At 72.3% G+C, this 22,252-nt stretch carries 20 protein-coding genes; 15 read left to right on the forward strand and 5 right to left on the reverse strand.

The window, feature by feature from the left end; genetic code table 11:
• Positions 1-246: 246 nt before the first annotated feature.
• From ACQP17_RS20500 to folE, 5 genes are all read left to right on the forward strand, one after another.
• Positions 247-1,389, forward strand: a complete 1,143-nt coding sequence (locus ACQP17_RS20500; protein WP_433857581.1) for a zinc-dependent metalloprotease — start codon at positions 247-249, stop codon at positions 1,387-1,389.
• 192 nt (positions 1,390-1,581) lie between these two features.
• A complete protein-coding gene (gene tilS, locus ACQP17_RS20505; protein WP_433857582.1) occupies positions 1,582-2,640 on the forward strand; it encodes a tRNA lysidine(34) synthetase TilS in 1,059 nt (352 codons plus the stop codon).
• Between the two features lie 85 nt (positions 2,641-2,725).
• The gene (hpt, locus tag ACQP17_RS20510) at positions 2,726-3,265 is read left to right on the forward strand and encodes a hypoxanthine phosphoribosyltransferase (RefSeq protein ID WP_030066146.1); all 540 of its coding nucleotides are present in this window, start codon (positions 2,726-2,728) and stop codon (positions 3,263-3,265) included.
• A gap of 235 nt (positions 3,266-3,500) precedes the next feature.
• On the forward strand, positions 3,501-5,519 hold the full coding sequence (gene ftsH, locus ACQP17_RS20515) for an ATP-dependent zinc metalloprotease FtsH (RefSeq protein WP_433857583.1): 2,019 nt from the start codon (positions 3,501-3,503) through the stop codon (positions 5,517-5,519).
• A 109-nt stretch (positions 5,520-5,628) separates the two neighbouring features.
• A complete protein-coding gene (gene folE / locus ACQP17_RS20520) occupies positions 5,629-6,234 on the forward strand; it encodes a GTP cyclohydrolase I FolE (protein WP_364880437.1) in 606 nt (201 codons plus the stop codon).
• 102 nt (positions 6,235-6,336) lie between these two features.
• On the opposite strand, the gene ACQP17_RS20525 is transcribed toward folE, so the two are convergent.
• Positions 6,337-7,452: an alpha/beta hydrolase gene (locus ACQP17_RS20525; protein ID WP_433857584.1), complete on the reverse strand. Its 1,116-nt coding sequence runs from the start codon at positions 7,450-7,452 to the stop codon at positions 6,337-6,339.
• A 141-nt stretch (positions 7,453-7,593) separates the two neighbouring features.
• On the opposite strand from ACQP17_RS20525, the gene ACQP17_RS20530 reads away from it, so the two are divergent.
• The 7 genes from ACQP17_RS20530 (at position 7,594) to ACQP17_RS20560 (ending at position 14,586) form a co-directional block, all read left to right on the forward strand.
• Complete coding sequence (locus ACQP17_RS20530) at positions 7,594-9,438, forward strand: phosphatidylglycerol lysyltransferase domain-containing protein (protein WP_433857585.1); 1,845 nt, start codon at positions 7,594-7,596, stop codon at positions 9,436-9,438.
• A gap of 123 nt (positions 9,439-9,561) precedes the next feature.
• Positions 9,562-10,464, forward strand: a complete 903-nt coding sequence (gene folP, locus ACQP17_RS20535) for a dihydropteroate synthase (protein WP_433857586.1) — start codon at positions 9,562-9,564, stop codon at positions 10,462-10,464.
• A gap of 5 nt (positions 10,465-10,469) precedes the next feature.
• On the forward strand, positions 10,470-10,970 hold the full coding sequence (locus ACQP17_RS20540) for a nuclear transport factor 2 family protein (RefSeq protein WP_433857587.1): 501 nt from the start codon (positions 10,470-10,472) through the stop codon (positions 10,968-10,970).
• Between the two features lie 439 nt (positions 10,971-11,409).
• Positions 11,410-11,769, forward strand: a complete 360-nt coding sequence (gene folB, locus ACQP17_RS20545) for a dihydroneopterin aldolase (protein ID WP_189100635.1) — start codon at positions 11,410-11,412, stop codon at positions 11,767-11,769.
• The gene (folK, locus tag ACQP17_RS20550) at positions 11,766-12,413 is read left to right on the forward strand and encodes a 2-amino-4-hydroxy-6-hydroxymethyldihydropteridine diphosphokinase (RefSeq protein ID WP_433857588.1); all 648 of its coding nucleotides are present in this window, start codon (positions 11,766-11,768) and stop codon (positions 12,411-12,413) included. Before folB ends, folK begins: the two co-directional genes overlap by 4 nt.
• Before the next feature lie 123 nt (positions 12,414-12,536).
• Entirely contained in the window at positions 12,537-13,028 is a 492-nt protein-coding gene (locus tag ACQP17_RS20555; protein ID WP_433857589.1) for a DUF3180 domain-containing protein, read from the forward strand.
• Positions 13,029-13,422: 394 nt separating this feature from the next.
• On the forward strand, positions 13,423-14,586 hold the full coding sequence (locus ACQP17_RS20560; protein ID WP_433857590.1) for a hypothetical protein: 1,164 nt from the start codon (positions 13,423-13,425) through the stop codon (positions 14,584-14,586).
• A gap of 164 nt (positions 14,587-14,750) precedes the next feature.
• On the opposite strand, the gene ACQP17_RS20565 is transcribed toward ACQP17_RS20560, so the two are convergent.
• Together ACQP17_RS20565 and ACQP17_RS20570 are read right to left on the reverse strand one after the other, a co-directional pair.
• Positions 14,751-15,893: an NADH-quinone oxidoreductase subunit D gene (locus ACQP17_RS20565; protein ID WP_433857591.1), complete on the reverse strand. Its 1,143-nt coding sequence runs from the start codon at positions 15,891-15,893 to the stop codon at positions 14,751-14,753.
• Positions 15,894-15,937: 44 nt separating this feature from the next.
• A complete protein-coding gene (locus tag ACQP17_RS20570; RefSeq protein WP_433857592.1) occupies positions 15,938-16,960 on the reverse strand; it encodes an SAM-dependent methyltransferase in 1,023 nt (340 codons plus the stop codon).
• Positions 16,961-17,136: 176 nt separating this feature from the next.
• Between ACQP17_RS20570 and ACQP17_RS20575 the strand changes: the two genes are divergently transcribed.
• Positions 17,137-18,342 carry a sensor histidine kinase gene (locus tag ACQP17_RS20575; protein ID WP_433857593.1) on the forward strand — a complete coding sequence of 402 codons (1,206 nt, stop codon included), beginning with the start codon at positions 17,137-17,139 and terminating at the stop codon, positions 18,340-18,342.
• 167 nt (positions 18,343-18,509) lie between these two features.
• Positions 18,510-19,208: a response regulator gene (locus ACQP17_RS20580; RefSeq protein ID WP_433857594.1), complete on the forward strand. Its 699-nt coding sequence runs from the start codon at positions 18,510-18,512 to the stop codon at positions 19,206-19,208.
• Between the two features lie 88 nt (positions 19,209-19,296).
• Here the strand turns inward: ACQP17_RS20580 and ACQP17_RS20585 are convergent, their stop codons facing one another.
• Positions 19,297-20,403, reverse strand: coding sequence for a DUF5937 family protein (locus tag ACQP17_RS20585; protein ID WP_433857595.1), 1,107 nt, complete (start codon positions 20,401-20,403; stop codon positions 19,297-19,299).
• Between the two features lie 99 nt (positions 20,404-20,502).
• On the opposite strand from ACQP17_RS20585, the gene ACQP17_RS20590 reads away from it, so the two are divergent.
• Positions 20,503-20,787, forward strand: a complete 285-nt coding sequence (locus ACQP17_RS20590) for a hypothetical protein (protein ID WP_433857596.1) — start codon at positions 20,503-20,505, stop codon at positions 20,785-20,787.
• Between the two features lie 110 nt (positions 20,788-20,897).
• Here the strand turns inward: ACQP17_RS20590 and ACQP17_RS20595 are convergent, their stop codons facing one another.
• Positions 20,898-22,157, reverse strand: a complete 1,260-nt coding sequence (locus tag ACQP17_RS20595) for a threonine aldolase family protein (RefSeq protein WP_433857597.1) — start codon at positions 22,155-22,157, stop codon at positions 20,898-20,900.
• Positions 22,158-22,252 lie beyond the last annotated feature (95 nt).

Here is a 22,252-nt window from a genome sequence, read left to right on the forward strand (position 1 = left end):
CCGACAGCCCCGCGCAGCGGACCCCGCCCGCCGCAGGCGCAACGGCGGGAACGCCGAAAACGGGGCCGTGGCAAAGCGCAGCGGACCGGCAACGGCGGGAACGCCGAAAACGGGGCCAAGTCAAAGCGCAGCGGAGCCGCACCGCGCAGTGGGCGACACACGGCGAGCCCCCCGGCGGGAAAGCCGACAGCGCGGGAAGGCGACAGTCGGCTACCCCCACGCCAGGCGCCCACGTACGGTGAACTCATGACGAGCATCGGTGGAACCGAGATGGTCGACTGGAATCTCGCGGTCGCGACCGCGACCCGCTTCGTGCGGCCGGGTCCCGAGGTGAGCCGGGACGAGGCACGCGCGATCGTCGCCGAGCTGCGCAAGCACGCCAAGGCCTCCGAGGCGCACGTCCGCGCCTTCACGCGCATGGCACAGCCCGACGCGACGGGCGAGGAGCCGCACGACACCCCGGTCCTCGTCGTGGACCGTCCCGGCTGGATCAAGGCGAACGTCGCCGGGTTCCGTGCCGTGCTCAAGCCGCTGCTGGCCAAGATGGAGGACCGCCGCTCGACGGTCCCCGGCGGCGCGGTGCTCGGCGCCGTCGGCGGCAAGGTCACCGGTGTGGAACTGGGCATGCTGCTGTCGTTCCTGGCCTCCCGGGTCCTGGGCCAGTACGAGACGTTCGCCCCGGCCTCCCGGGACCTGCCGGCCGCGGCACAGGGCGGCCGGCTGCTGCTCGTCGCGCCGAACATCGTGCACGTCGAGCGTGAGCTGGAGGTCTCCCCGCACGACTTCCGGCTGTGGGTGTGCCTCCACGAGGAGACCCACCGCACCCAGTTCACCGCCGTCCCGTGGCTGCGCGACCACATCGAGGGCGAGATCCAGTCCTTCCTCAGCGAGACGGACATCGACCCCGGCGCCCTCCTGGAGCGGCTGCGCGAGGCCGCCCAGTCGCTGGCCGGCGCCAAGCCCGAGGGCGAGGAGGGCGAGGACGACCGCTCGCTCGTCGATCTCGTCCAGACCCCCGCGCAGCGCGAGATCCTCGGCCGGCTGACCGCCGTGATGTCCCTGCTGGAGGGGCACGCCGACTTCGTGATGGACGGGGTGGGCCCCGATGTCGTGCCCACCGTCGCCGAGATCCGCGAGAAGTTCCAAAAGCGCCGGGCCAGCGGCGCGGGCCGGCTCGACCAGGCGCTGCGCAAGCTGCTCGGACTGGACGCCAAGCTCCGGCAGTACCGCGACGGCGAGCGGTTCGTCAGCGCGGTCGTCGAGGAGGTTGGCATGGACGGCTTCAACCGCGTCTGGACGTCGCCGAACACCCTCCCCACCAAACAAGAGATCGCCAAACCGGCGGACTGGATCGCGCGGGTGCACCGCAAGGCGGACGGGGCACCGTAAGCGAACGGCGTGAGCTGGGCACGCCGGGCGGCAGTAGCGCGCCCCTTCAATCACCCGTCTGAGGGACCGATACGGATGGATAGGCGTGCAATGCTCGGGGAACCGCTCGCCTCTGTCACCATCTAGGCACTCTGTGTGACGAAGTTGGGCCTCACGGCCCGAGGCTCCCCAGCTGAACGATTGGAAACGGACATGGGTCCCCATCCAGCGGTCGCCGCGATACGCCTGGCGGTCCGCCGCGTACTCCACGACGTCCTCACCCACCACTGCACGCAGGACCGGCCCGAGCCCCCGCTCGTGCTCGTCGCCTGCTCCGGCGGCGCCGATTCCATGGCGCTCGCCTCCGCTCTCGCCTTCGAGGCCCCCAAGCTCGGGGTCCGCGCCGGGGGCGTCACCATCGACCACGGCCTCCAGGAGGGCTCGGACCTCCGCGCCGCCGAGGTCGCCCTGCGCCTGCGGGGCCTGCGGCTGGACCCCGTCGAGGCCGTCGCCGTCCGGGTCGGCGAAGCCCACCCGGTGGCGCACGGTGCCGGCTACCGTGGTGGCGGCGGACGACGGGAGGGTGGGCCCGAAGCCGCCGCCCGCGACGCCCGCTACGCCGCCCTGGACGCCGTCGCCGAGCGCCACGGCGCCACCGCCGTCCTCCTCGGCCACACCCGCGACGACCAGGCGGAGACAGTGCTGCTCGGTCTCGCCCGCGGCTCCGGTACCCGCTCGCTGTCCGGCATGGCGGCGACCAGCGGCCGCGGCGGGCGCTACCGCCGCCCCTTCCTCGACGTGGACCGCCAGACCGCCCGCAAGGCCTGTCTGATCCAGTCGCTGCCCGTCTGGGACGACCCGCACAACACCGACCCCGCCTACACCCGCTCCCGGCTCCGCCACGAGGGCCTGCCCGCGCTGGAGAAGGCGCTCGGCAAGGGCGTCGTCGAGGCCCTGGCCCGCACCGCACAGCTCTCCCGCGACGACGCCGACGCCCTGGACGCCTGGGCCGCGGACGCCGAGGGCACGGTCCTCGACGAGGCCGGCACCCTCGACGTCGCCGCCCTGTTCGCCCTGCCCCCCGCGGTCCGCCGCCGGGTGCTGCGCCGGGCCGTCATCGCCGCCGGCTCACCGGCCGGTTCGCTCTTCGCCCGCCACATCGAGGAAGTGGACCGCCTGATCACGGCCTGGAGGGGGCAGGGAGCCATCAACCTCCCCGGGCGAGTGGGTGTGCGACGGCAGGGTGGCAGACTGGTCATCCGGCAGGGCTGAGCCGCAGACGCTGCCCCGCACCGAAGTCTCACGACTGACGCGAACACCGAACAGAGCGAGAGTGGCACGGGTGGACGACAAGGACATGGGCGCCGACCTTCAATCGGTACTCATCAGCAAGGAAGAGATCGACGCGAAGCTGGCGGAGCTGGCGGCGAAGATCGACGCGGAGTACGCGGGCAAGGACCTGCTCATCGTCGGTGTCCTCAAGGGCGCCGTGATGGTCATGGCGGACCTGGCGCGCGCGCTGTCCACCCCCGTCACCATGGACTGGATGGCCGTGTCCTCCTACGGCGCGGGCACCCAGTCCTCCGGTGTGGTCCGCATCCTCAAGGACCTCGACACCGACATCAAGGGCAAGCACGTCTTGATCGTCGAGGACATCATCGACTCCGGCCTGACGCTGTCCTGGCTGCTGTCGAACCTCGGCTCCCGGGAGCCGGCCTCGCTGGAGGTCTGCACCCTGCTGCGCAAGCCGGACGCGGCCAAGGTCGCGATCGACGTGAAGTGGATCGGCTTCGACATCCCGAACGAGTTCGTCGTCGGCTATGGCCTGGACTTCGCGGAGAAGTACCGCAATCTGCCGTTCGTCGGTACTCTCGCGCCGCACGTCTACGGCGGCTGAGGAAGCTCCCGCGGACCGGCGGGAACCCTTCGGGGCTTCCCGCCGTTGGAGCAGGGAGAGCAGAATCCCCGGCTGCATGTTCACTGTCGGCGCAGGCGCCGGGTGACGATGCTGGGGTACCGTCCGAAGGCAATTCTTTTTCGGGCCAGTAATACACCGTACGCACGACCAGCCCTCCCCAGGGCGTTGTGCCTCACTGTGGCAGGAGGGACGGGGCCTCAACGGCTCCGTATGGATGGACGTGAAGCGATACTTCCGTGGGCCGGTCATGTGGATCGTGCTGGCCGTCCTCGCCGTGGTCGTGTTGATGCAAGTCGTCGGCTCGTCCGGCGGCTACAAGACGGTGGACACCGGTCAGGTCGTCAAGGCGATCGCTGACAACAAGGTGAAATCCGCCGAGCTGACCACCGGTGACGAAAACAAGATCAAGATCGAGTTGTCGGGCTCCAACAAGATTGAGGGCTCCAACAAGATCCAGGCCAGCTACATCGGCGACCAGGGCGTCGACGTGGCGAAGAACCTGCAGGCCAAGTACCAGACGGGCGAGATCAAGGACGGTTACACCGTCTCCCCGTCGAAGCAGAACCCGTTCGTCGGCGTCCTGATCACGCTGCTCCCCTTCATCCTCCTTCCCATCATCTTCCTGTTCCTGATGAACCAGGCGCAGGGCGGTGGCTCCCGGGTGATGAACTTCGGGAAGTCGAAGGCGAAGCTGATCACGAAGGACACCCCGAAGACGACGTTCTCGGACGTCGCGGGGTCGGACGAGGCCGTCGAGGAGCTCCACGAGATCAAGGAGTTCCTCCAGGAGCCGGCGAAGTTCCAGGCCGTGGGCGCCAAGATCCCCAAGGGTGTGCTGCTGTACGGCCCGCCCGGAACGGGCAAGACCCTGCTCGCGCGCGCCGTCGCCGGCGAGGCGGGCGTCCCGTTCTACTCGATCTCCGGTTCCGACTTCGTCGAGATGTTCGTCGGCGTCGGCGCCTCCCGGGTCCGTGACCTCTTCGAGCAGGCCAAGGCGAACGCCCCGGCGATCGTCTTCGTCGACGAGATCGACGCCGTCGGCCGGCACCGCGGTGCGGGCCTGGGCGGTGGCCACGACGAGCGTGAGCAGACCCTCAACCAGCTGCTGGTCGAGATGGACGGCTTCGACGTGAAGGGCGGCGTCATCCTGATCGCCGCCACGAACCGTCCGGACATCCTCGACCCGGCGCTGCTGCGTCCCGGCCGTTTCGACCGGCAGATCGCCGTCGACCGTCCGGACCTGCAGGGCCGCCTGGAGATCCTCAAGGTCCACCAGAAGGGCAAGCCGGTCGCGCCGGACGTCGACCTCTCGGCCGTCGCCAAGCGCACCCCCGGCTTCACCGGTGCCGATCTGTCGAACGTGCTCAACGAGGCCGCGCTGCTGACGGCCCGGAGCGACGCGAAGCTGATCAACAACCACTTCCTGGACGAGGCGATCGACCGCGTCGTGGCCGGCCCGCAGAAGCGGACCCGGATCATGTCCGAGAAGGAGAAGAAGATCACCGCGTACCACGAGGGCGGACACGCCCTGGTCGCGGCGGCCTCACCGAACTCCGACCCGGTCCACAAGATCACGATCCTGTCCCGCGGCCGGGCCCTGGGCTACACCATGGTCCTGCCCGACGAGGACAAGTACTCCACCACCCGCAACGAGATGCTCGACCAGCTGGCGTACATGCTGGGCGGCCGCGCGGCGGAGGAGCTGGTCTTCCACGACCCGACCACGGGCGCCGCGAACGACATCGAGAAGGCCACCGCCACGGCCCGCGCGATGGTCACGCAGTACGGCATGACCGAGCGGCTCGGCGCGATCAAGTTCGGCACCGACAACTCCGAGCCCTTCCTGGGCCGTGAGATGGGTCACCAGCGCGACTACTCGGAAGAGATCGCCGCGCTGGTCGATGAGGAAGTCAAGAAGCTCATCGAGACCGCGCACAACGAGGCGTGGGAGATCCTGGTCGAGAACCGCGATGTGCTGGACAACCTCGTCCTGACGCTCCTGGAGAAGGAGACGCTCAACAAGGACGAGATCGCCGAGCTCTTCAAGCACGTGGTCAAGCGCCCGGCCCGCCCGGCGTGGACCGGCTCCTCGCGCCGTACGCCCTCCAGCCGCCCGCCGGTGCTGTCGCCGAAGGAGCTGGCCCCGGCCAACGGCTCCGTGACGACGAACGCCACCGTCTCCATCGAGAAGAAGGCGGCGGAGTCTCCGGAGGAGCAGCACCCCGAGAGCTGATCCCGCAGCTGCCCTCGGGCCCCGGAATAACTGCCGCGCCCCCCAGGCTTAACCTGGGGGGCGCGGCATTCCGCGATTTCGAGCGGGCGCAGAAGGAACGAGGCACCACATGACCGACCCTGTGACGCTGGACGTCGACGGCAAGATCGGCACTTTCGACGAGAAGCGCGCCGAGAACGCCGTCCGCGAGCTGCTCATCGCGGTGGGCGAGGACCCGGACCGCGAGGGGCTGCTGGAGACGCCGGCGCGGGTGGCACGGGCGTACAAGGAGATCTTCGCCGGTCTGTGGCAGAAGCCGGAGGACGTGCTCACGACCACGTTCGATCTGGGCCACGACGAGATGGTGCTGGTCAAGGACATCGAGCTGGTGTCCAGCTGCGAGCATCACCTGGTGCCGTTCGTCGGGGTGGCGCACGTCGGCTACATCCCGTCCGCGGACGGGAAGATCACCGGGCTGTCGAAGCTGGCGCGGCTGGTCGATGTGTTCGCCCGGCGCCCGCAGGTCCAGGAGCGGCTGACCACGCAGATCGCGGACTCCCTGATGGAGATCCTGGAGCCGCGCGGCGTGATCGTCGTCATCGAGTGCGAGCACATGTGCATGACGATGCGCGGGGTGCGCAAGCCCGGGGCCAAGACCACGACCTCGGCCGTCCGCGGCCAGCTGCGCGACGCCGCGACCCGCGCCGAGGCGATGAGCCTGATACTCGCCCGCTAGCCGATCGGTCCCCACGGCGCCGCATGCTCCGACGGCCGGGCCCCTGCTCGTGCGGCAGGGGCCCGGCCGTCGTCGGTGGCGCGGGGGAGGGGCGGTGGCCGGTCAGGCCTTGAGGTGGTTGCCCAGCCACTCCAGGGCGGCGGGGATCTCGCGGCGCCAGGTGTTGAAGTTGTGGCCGCCGCTGTCGAGGATGATCGACGAGATCCGGCTCGGGGACTTCGTCTGCTGGATGAACCGCAGGGTCTGGTGGTAGTTCCCCTCGCCCTGCTTGCTGCTGGTGACCAGCAGGTTCACCGGGGGAGCGGGCAGGTGCCGCTGGCGCCACAGCAGGTTGTTCTCCCGCTGGAGCTGCGGATTGCCGCCGAAGAGATCACCGGTGGTGGCGTCCTGGGGGGCCTTGTAGGCGCCGGAGAGCGCGACGGCGGTGGAGTACGCGTCGGGGTGGCGCATCGTCATCTTCAGCGCGCAGTAGCCGCCGGTGGAGTCGCCGATGACTCCCCAGCTCTTGGCCTCACGCCCTATTCGGTAGTGCTCCGCGATGTCCGCCCGCAGATCCTTGGTGAAGAACGTCTCGGTCTGCGGACCGTTCGGTATGTCCATGCACTCGGTATCGCGCGGCGGGGCCACGGTCGGCCGCATCATCACCAGGACCGTGGGACGCATCCGGTTCTTCTTCAGCAGGTCGTGCTGGGTCTGCGGGAAATGCAGCTTCTTGTAGAGCGCCTCGGCGGTACCCGGGTATCCGGTGAGCACCACGGCCGCCGGGAATTTCGTCTTCGCGTACTTCTTCTGGAAGTACTGCGGCGGCAGATAGACATACGCGGGGCTCGCGATGCTGGAGTGTTCGCCGCGGACCAGCACCTTGTCGATCCGGCCGCCGGAGGAGGGCCGGCCGCCGTTCTTGACGCTGACCCGCTCCGTGCCCAGCATCTGCAGCTTCGTGCCGTTCGGACCGGTCTGGTAATTGGTGACCACGCCCGGCTCCTGCTCCTGGCCGAACAGATCGGCCCAGGACGCGTAGAAACCGAAGGAATTGTTGGCGTAAAGGCCGATGGAGGCGAAAACGGCGAGCTGGGTCGCCAGCAGGAGCCCGATACGACCGAGGACGGCCCGCCAGTTCCCCTTGGACAGCCGGGGCCAGAGCCAAATCGTGAGGACGAACAGTGCCACCGCGACGAGGACGGCAAGAAGCAGCACTTTCTTGCTGGTGAGACCCATGTGGTGCTTTCTTCCGGGCGGCCGGGCCTTCCGTACCGCTAGTGGAACCCCTAGCCCTGAAACGCCGTCATACAGGGCGCAAAAAGTCCAGATGCTGCGACAAGGCTCGCACGTTCTCTCGACCGGGGCGACGGGAAAGTGATGTCTGACAGGCTAGATGGCGAAAAGTCGGAGACGGTTGCGTGGCGAACGCCACGCTGGCTCCGCGGCCCGCGACCCGAGGCGGTGCCGCGTGTCGTCGGCACGGCCGGGGTGATCGTCGGTCTGTTGAACCTCGCGGCCGGGGTGTTCCCGCGGTTCCGGCACAGCCGGGTGCACGCCGTGGCCGAGGTGCTGCCGGGCGCGGTGAGCCCGCTGGCGGCCGCCGCCTCCATCGTCGTCGGCATCCTGCTGCTCCTGCTGGCACACGGACTCAAGCGGCGCAAGCGGCGGGCCTGGGTGGCGGCGGTGGCGCTGCTCCCGGTGGGCATCGTGGCGCAGCTGGTGTACCGCCATTCGGTCTTCGGCGCGGTGCTCTCGCTGGCGCTGCTGGTGTTCCTGGTGCGTCACCGGCGGGAATTCGCGGCCCTGCCCGATCCGCGCAGCCGCTGGAAGGCCGTCGCCAACTTCGTCGTCCTCGGCGGCGCGAGCTTCGGCATCGGCCTGGTCATCGTCAGCACCCACCCCGGGAAGACCCTCGGCTCACCCACGGTGTGGGAGCGCGCCCAGCACGTCCTGTGGGGCCTGTTCGGCTTCGAGGGCCCGATCGGCTACACCCATCACGTCGACGACACCATCGGCTACTCCCTGGGCGCCCTCGGCCTGCTGACCGTCGCCACCACCGCCTACCTCGCCTTCCGCCCCGAGCACCCGGCCGCCCGGCTGACCGACGACGACGAGCGGCAGCTGCGCGAGCTGCTGGAGCGGCACGGCGCCCGGGACTCGCTGGGCTACTTCGCGCTGCGCCGGGACAAGGGCGCGGTCTTCTCCCCGACCGGCAAGGCCGCGGTCTGCTACCGGGTGATCTCCGGGGTGATGCTCGCCAGCGGCGACCCGATAGGCGACGTCGAGGCCTGGCCGGGCGCCATCGAGCGCTTCATGGAGGAGGCCCGGGCGCACTCCTGGACGCCGGCGGTCACCGGGTGCAGCGAGACCGGCGGCCAGGTGTGGACCCGGGAGACCGGGATGGACGCGCTGGAGCTGGGCGACGAGGCGATCGTGGACGTCGCCGGCTTCACCCTCACCGGCCGCGCGATGCGCAACGTACGGCAGATGGTCAAGCGCATCGAGCGCAACGGGTACGAGACCCGGGTGCGCCGGGTGCGCGACCTGGAGCCGGCCGAGCTGGCACGGATTCAGAAGGCCGCGGACGCCTGGCGGGACACCGACACCGAGCGCGGCTTCTCCATGGCGCTGGGCCGGATCGACGCGGTGGCCGACGGCGACGCGGTGATCGCCACCGCGCATCAGCCGGCGGCCGAGGGCGAGGAGCCCGGCCCGTACGGGGACCTGAAGGCCATGCAGCACTTCGTGCCGTGGGGCGGCGACGGCATCTCGCTGGAGCTGATGCGGCGTGACCGCGCCGCCGACCCCGGGATGAACGAGCTGCTGATCGTCGCCACGCTGCAGGCCGCCCCCGACCTCGGGATCAGGCAGGTGTCGCTGAACTTCGCGGTCTTCCGCTCCTCCCTGGAACGCGGCGAGAAGCTCGGCGCCGGGCCGGTCCTCCGGGTCTGGCGCGGCATGCTGATCTTCCTGTCCCGCTGGTACCAGATCGAGTCGCTGTACAAGTTCAACGACAAGTTCCGGCCACGCTGGGAGCCGCGCTTCGTGGTCTTCCGCAACAGCCGTGACATCCCGCGGATCGGGCTGGCGGCGCTCCAGGCCGAGGGGTATCTGGAGCTGAGCCTGCCGCGCTTCCTGCGGCGGCGGACGAATGCCGGGCCGCGGCCGTGTGCGCACCTGCCGGAGCCGGTGGGCACCGCCACCGTCGAACGGGCGGCCTGACGGGCCCGGTCCCGGGGCGCCCGGAGGGCCGGTCCGGGACGGCCGCGGCGGCCCGGCGCCCGAACTGTCCGGGCCCGCGGCAGCCGCAATCCGGCCGGTCGGCACACGGCCTACGCTGGTGCCATGAGTACCTTGCGTGGCCGGGTGGCCGGACTGCCGGACTGGGACCGCTGCGCGGTGTTGGGCGTCGTCAATGTGACGCCCGATTCGTTCTCCGACGGCGGTGACTGGTTCGACACCGAACTCGCGGTCAAACACGGCCTCGATCTGGTGGCGCAGGGCGCCGACATGGTGGACGTGGGCGGGGAGTCGACCCGCCCGGGCGCGGCGCGGGTGGACGAGGCCGAGGAGCTGCGCCGGGTCGTTCCGGTGGTCCGGGAGCTGGCCGCCGCCGGCGTGGTGGTCTCCGTCGACACCATGCGCGCCTCGGTCGCCGAGCGGGCCGTGGAGGCCGGGGCGCGGCTGGTCAACGACGTCAGCGGGGGCGCCGCCGATCCGGCGATGGTGCCCGTGGTGGCGGCGAGCCACGTCCCGTTCGTGGTGATGCACTGGCGCGGCCGGTCCATCGACATGAACAACCGGGCCGTCTACGGCGATGTGGTCGCCGACGTCGTCGACGAGCTGACGCGGAGCATGGAGCGCGCGGTGTCCGGCGGGATCGACCCGGACCGGATCGTCCTCGACCCCGGCCTGGGCTTCGCCAAGGAGGCCGGGCACGATCTGGCGCTGGTCGCCCGGCTGGCCGCGCTGCGTGCCCTGGGCCGTCCGCTGCTGGTGGCCGCATCGCGGAAACGGTTCCTGGGCAGGGTGCTGGCAGGCGGCGAGGGAGCCGCCCCGCCGCCGGCCCGGGAACGGGACGCCGCGACGGCGGCGGTGTCGGCGATCGTGGCGCGAGAGGGGGCCTGGGCGGTGCGGGTGCACGAGGTCAGGGCGAGCGCGGACGCGGTACGGGTGGCCCGTGCCGTGGAGGGTGCGGCGGCAGCGGCCGCCGCAGGGACGACGGCGAACACGACGGGAACGGTGTGAGCGGCTTGGGCCCACAGACGGACATCGAGCTGGTCGAGCAGGCGAACACGACCCTGTACGAGACCATCGAGCGCGGCGATCACGAAGCGTTGTCCGGGTTGTGGCTGGACGGCCAGGTCAGCGTGGTCCATCCGGGGTGGCCGGTGCTGCGGGGGCGCGGTGAGGTGCTCCGCTCGTACGCCCTGATCATGGCGAACACCGAGTACATCCAGTTCTTCCTCACGGACGTGGAGATCGACGTCATCGGCGACACCGCGCTGGTGACCTGCACCGAGAACATCCTCAGCGGCGGTCCGGCCGAGGACGACGGCTCGGTGGGTCCGTTGATCGGCCAGCTGGTGGTGGCGACCAATGTCTTCCGGCGCACGGACGAGGGCTGGCGGGTGTGGTCGCACCACGGCTCGCCGGTGCTGGCGGACCGTGACGACGACGAGGACGAGGACGATGAGGGGCCCGAGGGGCCCGGGGGACCCGACGAGGGCGACGGCGCCCCGGACGCCCTCTGAGGGCGCTCACGGGCGCGGGCGCCGGACGCCGGTGGCCCGGGCGCGCGGTGGTGTGAGCCTTGCCATGCCGTGCGCCCCAGCGCGCGGCGGCGGCCCCGCGCACCGGCGTCGGTCCGCCCCGGACCACCGGTGGGCGTCAGCCATCCGGGCGAGGGCGCACCCGTTCGAGCCAAGTGCGGCACGGGGAGGGGTGGGGCGTGGGCACGGGGGTAAGAGGGCCGCGCGGACGATCTACCGGTCTGCCGGTCTGCTAGGCACCGCCCCACGGGCTGTACCTAGCAGGAGGCCGGGGTCTTGTCCATGGCCCCCGTGGGCGAGGACTGTCGGTGCTCGAAGGTAGATTCGACGGCGAGGCGGTGTTGCCGGACGCTGCGGCGCCCGCCCGGAATCCGACGAACAGTGGCACCCCAGGTGCCGTGGACCAGTGGGAGTGATTCGCGTGGATCGTGTCGCGCTGCGTGGGCTGAGGGCCCGGGGCCACCACGGGGTGTTCGCCCGTGAGCGCGAGGAGGGCCAGACCTTCGTCGTCGACGTGGTCCTCGGCCTCGACACCCGTGAGGCGGCGGCAGGCGACGATCTCGCGAAGACCGTGCACTACGGCGTGGTGGCCGAGGAGGTGGTGGCCGTCGTGGAGGGCGAGCCCGTCGACCTCATCGAAACCCTGGCCGAGCGCATCGCCGACCAGTGCCTCAAGCACGGGGGCGTGCAGCAGGTGGAGGTGGTGGTGCACAAGCCGGAAGCGCCGATCACCGTCCCCTTCGACGACGTGACCATCACAATCACTCGGAGCCGAGTATGAAGCCCAACGGCCAGCCGACCCTCACCGCCGACGGGACCGCGCAGGCGCGCCCGGATTTCGGTGACCCGACCGTGCAGCCGGTGCCCGCCTCCGTGGTGGAGCAGGTGGACGCCGCGGATGTGACGCTCTCCAACCCCAAACACGCCGTGATCTCCCTGGGCAGCAACCTCGGCAACCGCCTGGAGATCCTCCAGGGCGCCGTCGACGCGCTGGAGGACACCCCCGGGCTGCGGGTCAAGGCCGTCTCCCCCGTCTACGAGACCGAGCCGTGGGGCGTGGAGCCCGGCTCCCAGCCGACGTACTTCAACGCCGTGGTGCTGATCCGCACGACGCTGCCGCCGGACTCCCTCCTGGAGCGCGGGCAGGCGATCGAGGAGGCCTTCGAGCGGGTCCGCGAGGAGCGCTGGGCGCCGCGCACGATCGACGTCGACATCCTGGCCTACCAGGGCGTGGTCTCCGACGACCCCGGGCTGACGCTGCCGCACCCGCGGGCCCACCAGCGCGCGTTCGTGCTGGCGCCGTGGCTCGACATCGACCCGGAGGCGGAGGTCCCCGGGCACGGCGCGGTGGCCGCCCTGCTGTCGGCGATCGGCCGCGACGGGGTCGCGCCGCGCACGGACCTGGAACTGCGGCTGCCCGAGTAGTCGTTAGGGTTGCGGGTCGGTTCCCTGCGGGAGGCATCCGTACGGAAGCGGCAAGGCGGCCATATCGGCAGGAATGGTCGTGACGGCAGGGAGTGTCATGACGGTGCGAAGGGCGAGCGCTCGGTGAAGCAGCTACACATCAAGGTGCTGGTCGGGCTGTTTCTGGTGGCCGGGGTGCTGGCCTGGGGCGGCGCCCGGCTGTGGGACGCTTTCGGCACCCTGCCCAGCGTGCCGGTGGCCGCGCCGATCGTGCTGGCGATGATCGCCGCGGTGCTCGCCGCGACCGCCTTCTCCTTCCGGTCGCGGCTGCGGGCGCAGCGCGAGCGCCGGCCGGGCGCGCGGGGCGTCGAGCCGCTGGTGGCCGTCCGCGCGGTGGTCTTCGGACAGGCCAGCGCGCTGGTGGCGGCGCTGGTGGCCGGGCTGTACGGCGGCGTCGGCGTCTTCTGGCTGACCTCGGGCCTGGATCTCGGGCCCCGCCGGGACCAGGCGATCTACGCCGGTCTGTCGGTGCTCGCCGGGGCCGCGGTCGTCGCGGCGGCGATCTTCCTGGAGCGGGTGTGCAAGCTGCCCGAGGACGACGGCAAGGGCAACGGCGGGGTGGACGCGGCCGTGTGAGGCCGGCCGGCCCGTGCGGTCAGCGGGCCCCCGAGAGCGTCTCCGTTCCCATCCGCCGCGCAGGGCACGGCGCCCGTGTGAAGAGCTGGAGCGGGCGCGTTGCGGAATGCGCCGCGCCGCGCGCCGCATTCCTTCCGGGGCATGTGGTGAACCGGTGCACGCGGTGAAGCGACAGCCGGGCCGCCGGGGGCGGCGCACCGTCCCCTCCCCGGCCGGTAAATCGCCGCAGCGTACGCCCACATCGGGCGCGGAGTGCGAGCCCGGCCGTGTCGTGGACCGGGGGACGATGCACGGGCATATGCGCAGTCGGCGGGGTAGGTCGAGAAGTAACCAGCGGGAAACGGATTGGTGTGCGCGGTCCCATAGATCCCGCACGCACGGTAAGTTTCTGGCCATGCCACGAGGACGCCACCGCCAATCACCACCCCTCCACCGGCTGCTTCCTCCCGCGACGGTCGCCGGTGCGTCGATCGCCTGCGCCGCGGGCGCGTGGTTCGCCGGCGACGACCTGGTGCAACGGGTGCTCGCCGCGGGCGCGGCAGCCGCCGCACTCACCGGCGCGGTCCTGCTGCGGACCTGGGACCGCAACGCCGGCCGGCGGGTCGCCGAACTCACCCGCGCCCGGCTGCGCGACGAGTGGCGCACCGAGGAGCGGATCGCCGAACTCGAAACGGATGTCGAGGAGTCCCGCGAGCTGCGCGCCGCCCTGGACGTCAAACTCCGCGCCAAGCGCGCCGAATTGGCCCGCCTGCGCAGCGAACACGCCGACCTGCTGCGCCGTTACGCCACCGCCGAGACCGAGCGGGCCAGCGCCCTGGAGGGCCGCCGGCTGCTCGCCATCGAGGCCGCGACGCCCTCCCGCGCCCTGCCCGCCGCCCGTCTGCCCCGCGCGCTCCACTTCGTCCGGTCGGGGGAGTCCTCGGTCCCGGCCCCGCGCGAGCCCCTCACCGGCGCGGACCGTACGGCCCCGGCGACCTATGCGCAGGCCGACCAGGCGCTCCGCCGCCTCGCCCGCAACGCCGCCCGCCAGCGCACCGCCCAGAAGGCCGCGCGCACCCCGCGGGACGGCTCCGCAGGCGATGCGGCCGCCCGTCCCGAGCCGTCCGGCCGTGAGGCCCGGGACGGTGAGAACGGCCGGGGGAAGGCACCGGCGGCCGCCGCACCGCGCACGGGTGGGGGCGCGCACGCCCGCCCGGACGACGCCGCCGGACCCGCGCTCCGTCCGGTCCCGGCCGCCGCCATCGCACCGTCCCGCCCGGCCGCGTCCCGCCGCACCGCGTCCCGCGCCCAGGGCGGCTTCGACTTCTTCGGCAACGCGACCGGCGACGGCCCCCGCGAGCTGACCGCGCCGCTGGAGGACGATCTGGCGGACGTCGTCGGGGACGAGGCCGTCGCCGAGCACTCGGCCCGCAAGCAGCCCGCCGCCCAGGGCGCCGCGGCCGGGGACGAGCGGGCCGGGGGCGACACCACCAACGGCACCGGCGAGGTCATCGACCTGACCGCGCACGACGAGACCGAGCAGCTCGACCTCGGCGGACTGCGCAGCGCCATCTCCTGACCGCGGCACGCCGCAGCGCGGCCCCGGAGCCCACAGAGGCTCCGGGGCCGCGCTGTTGTGAGAGTCCGTTGCGCCTTCCCGGCCCGGAGGGAGGAGTGCGCCGGCCGCCGTCCACACGGTGTGGACGGATCGGCGGCCCCCGCCCCGCGCCGCCTCCTTGGCGCCTACTTGTCGATGTCGCCCACGACGAAGAACAGCGAACCGAGGATCGCGACCATGTCGGCGACCAGCGTCCCCGGCAGCAACTCCACCAGCGCCTGGATGTTGTTGAACGACGCCGACCGCAGCTTGAGGCGGTAGGGCGTCTTCTCCCCCTTGGAGACCAGGTAATAGCCGTTGATGCCCAGGGGGTTCTCGGTCCACGCGTACGTCGCGCCCTCCGGGGCCTTCAACACCTTGGGCAGCCGCTGATTGACCGGCCCCGGCGGCAGCTCCGCGATCCGGTCCAGACAGGCGTCCGCGAGATCCAGCGCGTTGTGGCTCTGCTCCAGCAGGCACTCGAAGCGCGCCAGGCAGTCGCCCTCCTCGCGGGTGACGACCTTCAGCGTGGACTGCAGCTCCCCGTACGCCAGATACGGCTCGTCGCGCCGCAGATCGAAGTCCACCCCCGAGGCACGGGCGATCGGCCCGGAGACGCCGTAGCCGTGCACCGCCTCCGGCGTGAGCACACCCACCCCGCGGGTACGGCCGCGGAAGATCTCGTTGCCCAGGACCAGGTTGTCGAAGACGCCCATGCGGGAGCGCACCTCGGCGACGGCGTGCCGGGCCCGGCCCGCCCAGCCCGCCGGGAGGTCCTCCTTGAGGCCGCCGACGCGGTTGAACATGTAGTGCATCCGTCCGCCGGAGATCTCCTCCATGACGGTCTGGAGCTCCTCCCGCTCCCGGAACGCATGGAAGACCGGCGTGATGCCGCCCAGCTCCAGGGGGTAGGAGCCGAGGAACATCAGATGGTTCAGCACACGGTTCAGCTCGGCGAGCAGCGTCCGCAGCCAGACGGCACGCTCGGGCACCTCCATGCCCAGCATCCGCTCCACGGCCAGCACCACACCCAGCTCGTTGGAGAACGCCGACAGCCAGTCGTGCCGGTTGGCGAGCATGATGATCTGGCGGTAGTCGCGCGCCTCGAAGAGCTTCTCGGCACCGCGGTGCATATAGCCGATCACCGGCTCGGCGTGCTGGATGCGCTCGCCGTCCAGGACGAGGCGCAGCCGCAGCACGCCGTGCGTCGAGGGATGCTGCGGGCCGATGTTCAGCACCATGTCGGTGCTCTCCGCCGCGCCGCCGATGCCGACCGTCGTCTCCGTCATGGGAACAGTCTCGCAGGACCCCCCGACAGCGGACCGCGGAGCCCTCAGCCGTCCCACTCCCCGAGAAGCCCCGCGCACGCGCCGCCCACCGGCTCCACCAGCCAGCCGAAGCCGCCGAGGCCGCCCGGATCGGTCAGCTCCGCCGCCGCCCCCGCCGCGCCGAGGGCCCGCACGTACCCCGCCGGGTCGGCGGCGGCCAGCGTGAGCGGCGGCCGCCGGCCGTCCACGCCCAGGGCGTGCAGCGCCGCGCGCTGGGTCAGCCGCACCGCCCCCGGACCGGCACAGGAGTCCAGCGCCACATGCGCCGTGAGGTCGCAGCTGCCGTCCGGCACGGGCGGCACCTCACGGCCCTCACGGAAGCCGGTGAGCGTGCCGAACGGCGGCCGGTCGGCCCGCTCGTGCGCGTAATCGACGGCGACCGCCAGCCCGGCGCGCAGCGTGCCCACGGCCCGCGCCCAGGCCTCGTCCCGGGGACGGCCGATCTCGGCACGCAGCCCGGGGCCGGCGGCGCCCTCCCGGGCCGCCGGCCACCAGCGCTCCAGCCACTCCGCGTCTGCGCCGTCCACCGGCCCGCCCAGCCGCTCCGTCCCGTCGGCCCGCACCAGCACCCGGCGCGGCACCCCCTCCGCATCCGTCTCGACGACCTCGACCGGCACATTGTCGAGCCACTCGTTCGCGAACAGCAGCCCGCTCACCGAACCCGGCGCGGGCAGCTCGCCGTGCCAGCCGACCCGCGGATCGAGGCCCTCCGGGCGCGCGGCCCGCTCGACCACCAGCGGACGCAGCCGGGCCGCCACCTCCTCCGGCAGCGCGGCCAGCACCCCCGTCAGCAGCTCCCCGCGCCCCGCGCCCACATCGACCAGCGCCAGCTCCCCGGGATGCCCCAGCGCCGCGTCGACCCGGCACAGCAGGGTGGCGACGGCGCCCGCGTACAGCGGGGAGACATGCACGGACGTACGGAAGTGCCCGGCCGGCCCCGGACCCCCGGCCCGGGTGTAGAACCCCTCGCCCGGGCCGTACAGCGCCCGCTCCGTGGCCTCGCGCCACCCGCACCACTCGTTCGTCATCTGCACCACGCTACGGGCCCGCCCCGGCCCCGCCCGCACGGACAGCCGCGCACGTGCGACCCACCGCCCGCCGCGGGTGACGACCCGGATCTCCACCTTGGGGAGTAGACCCGGCCGGACAGGATCGCCCCTCCGGTTGACCCGTACACCCAAACCGCCTGCCTACGCTGGGTGACGTGCAGCGTCTCTACGACTTCCTCCGCCGACACCCGACGGGAGTGGACTCCTTCTGGGCGGTCGTACTCCTCGGGTTCAGCGCTCTGTCGATCGTGTTCGACAGCGTCGGAGTCGTGCACACGGCCGCGACCGTGATCTTCACCCTCGGCCTCTGCCTGGTCGTGGCGCTGCGCCGCAAGGCCCCGGTCAAGATGCTGCTGCTCACGGCCGCCATCGGCGTGAGCCAACTGATCATCGGCGTCCGGCCCATGTTCGGCGACTTCGCCATGCTCGTGATCGCCTACACCGTGGCGTCCGCACCCGCCGGCCCCCGCTGGGCCTCCCGCTGCGCCCTGATCGGTGCCGTCGCCGGCCCCGCCCTGACGTTCTGGCGCTACGCGAACGTCGACCACCAGTCGCTGCAGATGCGGATCTTCTACGTCGTCCTGATTACCGTGCCCTTCGTGCTGGCCTGGGTGCTCGGCGACTCCATGCGCACCCGCCGCGCCTACTGGGCGCAGCTGGAGGAGCGGGCCGCCCGGCTGGAGAAGGAGCGCGAGGCCCAGTCCCGGATCGCGGTCGCGGCCGAGCGCGCCCGGATCGCCCGCGAGCTGCACGACGTCGTCGCCCACAACGTCTCGGTGATGGTCGTCCAGGCCGACGGCGCCGCCTACGTCCTCGACACCGCCCCCGACCAGACCCGGCAGGCCCTGGAGACGATCTCCGGCACCGGGCGCCAGGCGCTCGCCGAGATGCGTCGGCTGCTGGGCATCCTGCGCACCGGCGAACAGGCCGAGAGCGGCGAATACGTGCCCCAGCCCGGCGTCGAGCAGCTCAGCGACCTCGTCGACCAGGTGCGCGGCGCGGGCCTGCCGGTCGACTTCCGCACCGAGGGCGAGCCCCGGGAGCTGCCCAGCAGCGTCGAGCTGACCGTCTACCGCATCGTCCAGGAAGCCCTCACCAACACCCGCAAACACGGCGGCCCCGACGTCCGCGCCACCGTCCGCGTCTCCTACCGGGGCGAGGACCTCGACCTCCTCGTCGAGGACGACGGACGCGGCGCACAGCAGGAGTACTACGAGGAGGGCGGCGCCGACGGCCTCGGCCACGGCCTGATCGGCATGCGGGAGCGCGTCGGCATGGTCGGCGGCAGCCTCACCGCCGGACCACGCCCGGGCGGCGGCTTCCGCATCGGCGCCGTCCTCCCGCTCAAACCCACCCGATGAACACCGCCGCGCCCCCACACCTCCCCGCCACGGCCCCCGGGCCGGCCCCCGACGACCACCACCGCCCCACCACACCGCCCCACCACACCGCTCCGCCCCACCGCTCCGCCCCACCACACCGCTCCATGCGCTCCGCCCCCGCCCGTGCACGAAGGGAACCCCCTGCCATGACCATCCGCGTGATGCTCGTCGACGACCAGGTGCTGCTGCGCACCGGATTCCGGATGGTGCTGGCCGCGCAGCCGGACATGGAGGTCGTCGCGGAGGCGGGGGACGGGGTGGAGGCGCTGGAGGTGCTGCGCGCCACCCAGGTCGACGTGATCCTCATGGACGTGCGGATGCCGCATCTGGACGGGGTGGAGACCACCCGCCGGATCTGCGCCGGCGAACAGCCCGAAGGCGGCCCGAAGGTGCTCATCCTGACCACCTTCGACCTGGACGAATACGCCTTCTCCGCGCTGAAGGCCGGAGCCAGCGGCTTCATGCTCAAGGACGTGCCGCCCGGTGACCTGCTCGCCGCGATCCGCGCCGTGCAGAGCGGCGACGCGGTCGTCGCCCCCTCCACCACCCGCCGGCTCCTCGACCGCTTCACCCCCATGCTGCCCGCCACCTCCGCCGAGCCCTCCCGGCCCGAGCTGGGCCGGCTGACGGACCGGGAGCGGGAGGTGTTGCTGCTGGTCGCCCAGGGCCTGTCGAACGGGGAGATCGCGGCGCGGCTGGTCCTCTCCGAGGCCACGGTCAAGACGCATGTGGGCCGCATCCTGACCAAGCTGAACCTCCGGGACCGCGTCCAGGCGGTCGTCCTCGCCTACGAGACCGGGCTGGTGCGCGCGGGCGGAGCGGGCGGAGCGGGTGCACAGGGCTGAACCGGCGGGCGAGGTCCCCGGGGGCGGCCCGGAGGCGCGGGGGAGGGCGGTACCGGTCCGGGGGCTCCGGCTCAGCGTCTCCCCGGCGTCAACGCAGCACGCCCTCGAGGAAGTCGCTGCCCAGCCGGGCCACCGTCTGGAGGTTCAGCTGGTGCAGCACATAGCGCCCACGGCGCCGCGTCAGGATCAGCCCGGCCTTCTTCAGCGTGGCGATGTGCCGCGACACCTCCGGCGGGGTGATCCCGTACGCGTGCGCCAGCTCCCCCGTCGTGTGCGGCCCCCGGGACAGCGAACGGCACAGCTGCATCCGCATCGGATGCGCCAGGGCCTCCAGCCGCTGGTGCACCAGCTCCAGCGCGGCCGGCGCCGGCAACTCCGTTCCGGCGACCGGGTACTGGAGCACCGGGCGCCACCCCGGGGCATGGCTGAACAGCAGATGCGGCCAGCCGAACGACGTCGGCAGGAAGGTGACGCCCGGATCCGCCGGGTTCGAGAACGCCGTCGTACGCCCCTGGGCCAGTTTGTCGACCAGGATGCGGGTGGCGCCGCCGTCTCGGCCGACGTCCAGGGTCAGCGCGCGTGAGGTGGCCGACAGCGTCTCGGACAGGCCCTTGTGGCGCAGCAGTTCGGTCTTGTGCCGGGCGTCGGCCGCCAGCTGGATGCCCACCCGGCGCCAGATGTCCCCGAAGAACGCCTCCTCGCAGTCCTCGAACAGCCGGCGCAGCCACCGCCGCAGGCCGTCGGGGTCGGTCAGCATCCGGTCGGTGAAGGCCGCCTGCCGCGGGCCGCGCGCGGCCGCCATCTCCCGGACCCGCGCCCGCTCGTCCGGGTCGACCAGGGGTGAGGGCGTGCAGCGGGTGTAGGACGTCGAGCAGGTGATCTCGAACACCGCGGCCACGAACCGTTCGTCGTCGATGGCGTCCAGCTCGTCCAACTCCTCGGCGAGCGTCGCCCCGGGGCGGGCCGGCAGCAGGATGTCGGAGCGGGAGGAGCGCCACAGGAAGTCCGCCTCGCACAGCCGGTCGGCGAGGTCGGTGTCCAGTGCCGCGTTGGTGGCGGTGACCCAGCCGTGCAGCCCGGGATGGTGCCCCGGCTCGGACAACGCGTGCAGTGCGGCGCCCAGTTCCGCCAGCGGGGACGGGGAGAAGACGACGCGCTCCGGCGGCAGCCCGGTGATGTCGATGACGTTGGCCATGCGCACATCATGCGTGAGCCGCCACCTGCGCGGACATCGATTGACGGCTCTGGTCAATCGACGCGCGGCGGGCCGGGTGGCCACCGCACAGTGAGCGGCATGAACGCTTCCCAGCAGCACCTTCTCGACACCTACCGCGCCGCTCGCCGAGCCGAGGCCGCCCCGCCCGCTCCGGGCACCCACACCGTCCGCACCGCACACGAGATCCGCCAGTGGTTCCGCTTCCGGACCGTCGTCACCGAACCCGGCGAGCGGGGAGCGGGCAGGGGCGGAGGCCGGGTCGGGGGCTGGGCCGGGGGCTGGTTCGCGGGTCGCTTCGGGGGCCGGTTCGCAGGCCGGCTCTCGGGGCGGGGGAGGCGGCACGTGCGGGGGGTGGGGGCTTGAGGAGGGCATCGGGTGGGCTGGCGTTTGTCGCGCCTGGCTCCCCTTCCCCCGGGGGGCCTCCCCCCCCGCCCCCGCCCCCTCCCACCCCGCCTCCCCCCGACGCCCCCGCCCTACCCGCGCTCCTCCCGCACGCGCTCCACGTACGCCACGAACTCCCCGAGCACCGCGCGGACTTCTCCCGCCGTCCACTCCAGGGCGGACGCGGAGATCGTCAGCTCCGTGAGCGCCACCCCGGGCGGGCCGCCGAGGGTGGGCTCGGACCACCAGCGGAACAGCGTGGTCCCGGTCTCCTCCGCCTGGCGTACGGCGGCCTCGTTCAGCAGCTCGGGCGGGTACGGGAGCCACACCTGGAACTGGTGGGTGTGGGGTATCTCCGGATGCACCCGGAACCACGGCACGCCGGCACCGGCCAGGCCCTCGCCCAGCGCGCGGGCCACGGTCTTCGCGTGCGCCACGTACTCCGGCAGCCGGGGCAGCTCACGGTCCAGGCCGGTCAGGGCGGTCAGGGCGGCCGGCCACTGCTGGAACAGCTGGCCGCCGTACCGGTGCCGCCAGGTCCGCGCCTCGTCGATGAAGTCCTCGGTGCCCGCGAGGGCGGCGCCCGATATGCCGTTCAGCGTCTTGTAGAAGGAGACGTACACGCTGTCCGCGAGGGCCACGATCTCCGGGAGCGTGCGGCCGAAGTGCGGGCCGCACTCCCACAGCCGGGCGCCGTCGAAGTGCACCACCGCGTCGCGGTCCCGCGCCGCCGACACGGCCGCGGTCAGCTCGTCCCACGACGGCAGGACGAATCCGGCGTCGCGCAGCGGGAGTTCGAGGGTGAGCGTGCCGAACGGCTCGGCGAGGTCGGCTATCTCCGCGGCGGTCGGCGGCCGCGCGGCGCTCGTCGGGTGCACCATGCGCAGCCCGCTGACCGCGGCGTAGGCATCGCGCTCGTGCACCTCCATGTGTGACATGGGATGGCCGGCGACCGTGGCGTTGCCGGTGCGCCCCGCCCAGCAGCGCAGCGCGACCTGCTGGGCCATCGTGCCGGTCGGGAAGAAGGCGGCCGCCTCGGTGCCCAGGGCCTCGGCGGTGCGGCGCTCCAGCTCGCCGATGACGCTGTCGTCGTTGCCGTAGATGTCGGTCCAGCCGTCCAGGTCGAAGGCGGCCGGGGCGTCGGCGGCCAGTTCGTCCAGCCGGTCGCGGAGCGTTCTGGCCCCTCCCGAGCTGCCGGCCAGTACGCGCTTCGAGGACCGGATCGCCGCGAACATCCGCTCCCGCCCGACGGGACCCCGCGCCCCGTCCGGAGCTGCGCCCGAGCCGGCCCCCTCGGTGTCCGCCGAGCCCGTGCCCATGCTCCCCGCGCCGTCCTTGTTTGCGTTTCCCATACGCCTCACACGCCCCCTGCCTGCTCTTTCTCCGCGCGGTCGTTCCGGGCGATCCGCGCGCCGTCGGATTGATCATTGCCCAGTCCGGCGCGGGG

Origin of the sequence: Streptomyces kronopolitis (assembly GCF_050953795.1) — a bacterium.
Lineage (GTDB): Bacteria > Actinomycetota > Actinomycetes > Streptomycetales > Streptomycetaceae > Streptomyces > Streptomyces kronopolitis_A.

What these genes read in the sequence shown, in the direction of transcription:
- ACQP17_RS20500 (WP_433857581.1), top strand. Translation starts at nt 247, where the DNA reads ATGACGAGCATCGGTGGAACCGAGATGGTCGACTGGAATCTCGCGGTC.
- tilS (WP_433857582.1), top strand. Translation starts at nt 1,582, where the DNA reads ATGGGTCCCCATCCAGCGGTCGCCGCGATACGCCTGGCGGTCCGCCGC.
- hpt (WP_030066146.1), top strand. Translation starts at nt 2,726, where the DNA reads ATGGGCGCCGACCTTCAATCGGTACTCATCAGCAAGGAAGAGATCGAC.
- ftsH (WP_433857583.1), top strand. Translation starts at nt 3,501, where the DNA reads ATGGACGTGAAGCGATACTTCCGTGGGCCGGTCATGTGGATCGTGCTG.
- folE (WP_364880437.1), top strand. Translation starts at nt 5,629, where the DNA reads ATGACCGACCCTGTGACGCTGGACGTCGACGGCAAGATCGGCACTTTC.
- ACQP17_RS20525 (WP_433857584.1), bottom strand. Translation starts at nt 7,452, where the DNA reads ATGGGTCTCACCAGCAAGAAAGTGCTGCTTCTTGCCGTCCTCGTCGCG.
- ACQP17_RS20530 (WP_433857585.1), top strand. Translation starts at nt 7,594, where the DNA reads ATGTCTGACAGGCTAGATGGCGAAAAGTCGGAGACGGTTGCGTGGCGA.
- folP (WP_433857586.1), top strand. Translation starts at nt 9,562, where the DNA reads ATGAGTACCTTGCGTGGCCGGGTGGCCGGACTGCCGGACTGGGACCGC.
- folK (WP_433857588.1), top strand. Translation starts at nt 11,766, where the DNA reads ATGAAGCCCAACGGCCAGCCGACCCTCACCGCCGACGGGACCGCGCAG.
- ACQP17_RS20560 (WP_433857590.1), top strand. Translation starts at nt 13,423, where the DNA reads ATGCCACGAGGACGCCACCGCCAATCACCACCCCTCCACCGGCTGCTT.
- ACQP17_RS20565 (WP_433857591.1), bottom strand. Translation starts at nt 15,893, where the DNA reads ATGACGGAGACGACGGTCGGCATCGGCGGCGCGGCGGAGAGCACCGAC.
- ACQP17_RS20570 (WP_433857592.1), bottom strand. Translation starts at nt 16,960, where the DNA reads ATGACGAACGAGTGGTGCGGGTGGCGCGAGGCCACGGAGCGGGCGCTG.
- ACQP17_RS20580 (WP_433857594.1), top strand. Translation starts at nt 18,510, where the DNA reads ATGACCATCCGCGTGATGCTCGTCGACGACCAGGTGCTGCTGCGCACC.
- ACQP17_RS20585 (WP_433857595.1), bottom strand. Translation starts at nt 20,403, where the DNA reads ATGGCCAACGTCATCGACATCACCGGGCTGCCGCCGGAGCGCGTCGTC.
- ACQP17_RS20590 (WP_433857596.1), top strand. Translation starts at nt 20,503, where the DNA reads ATGAACGCTTCCCAGCAGCACCTTCTCGACACCTACCGCGCCGCTCGC.
- ACQP17_RS20595 (WP_433857597.1), bottom strand. Translation starts at nt 22,157, where the DNA reads ATGGGAAACGCAAACAAGGACGGCGCGGGGAGCATGGGCACGGGCTCG.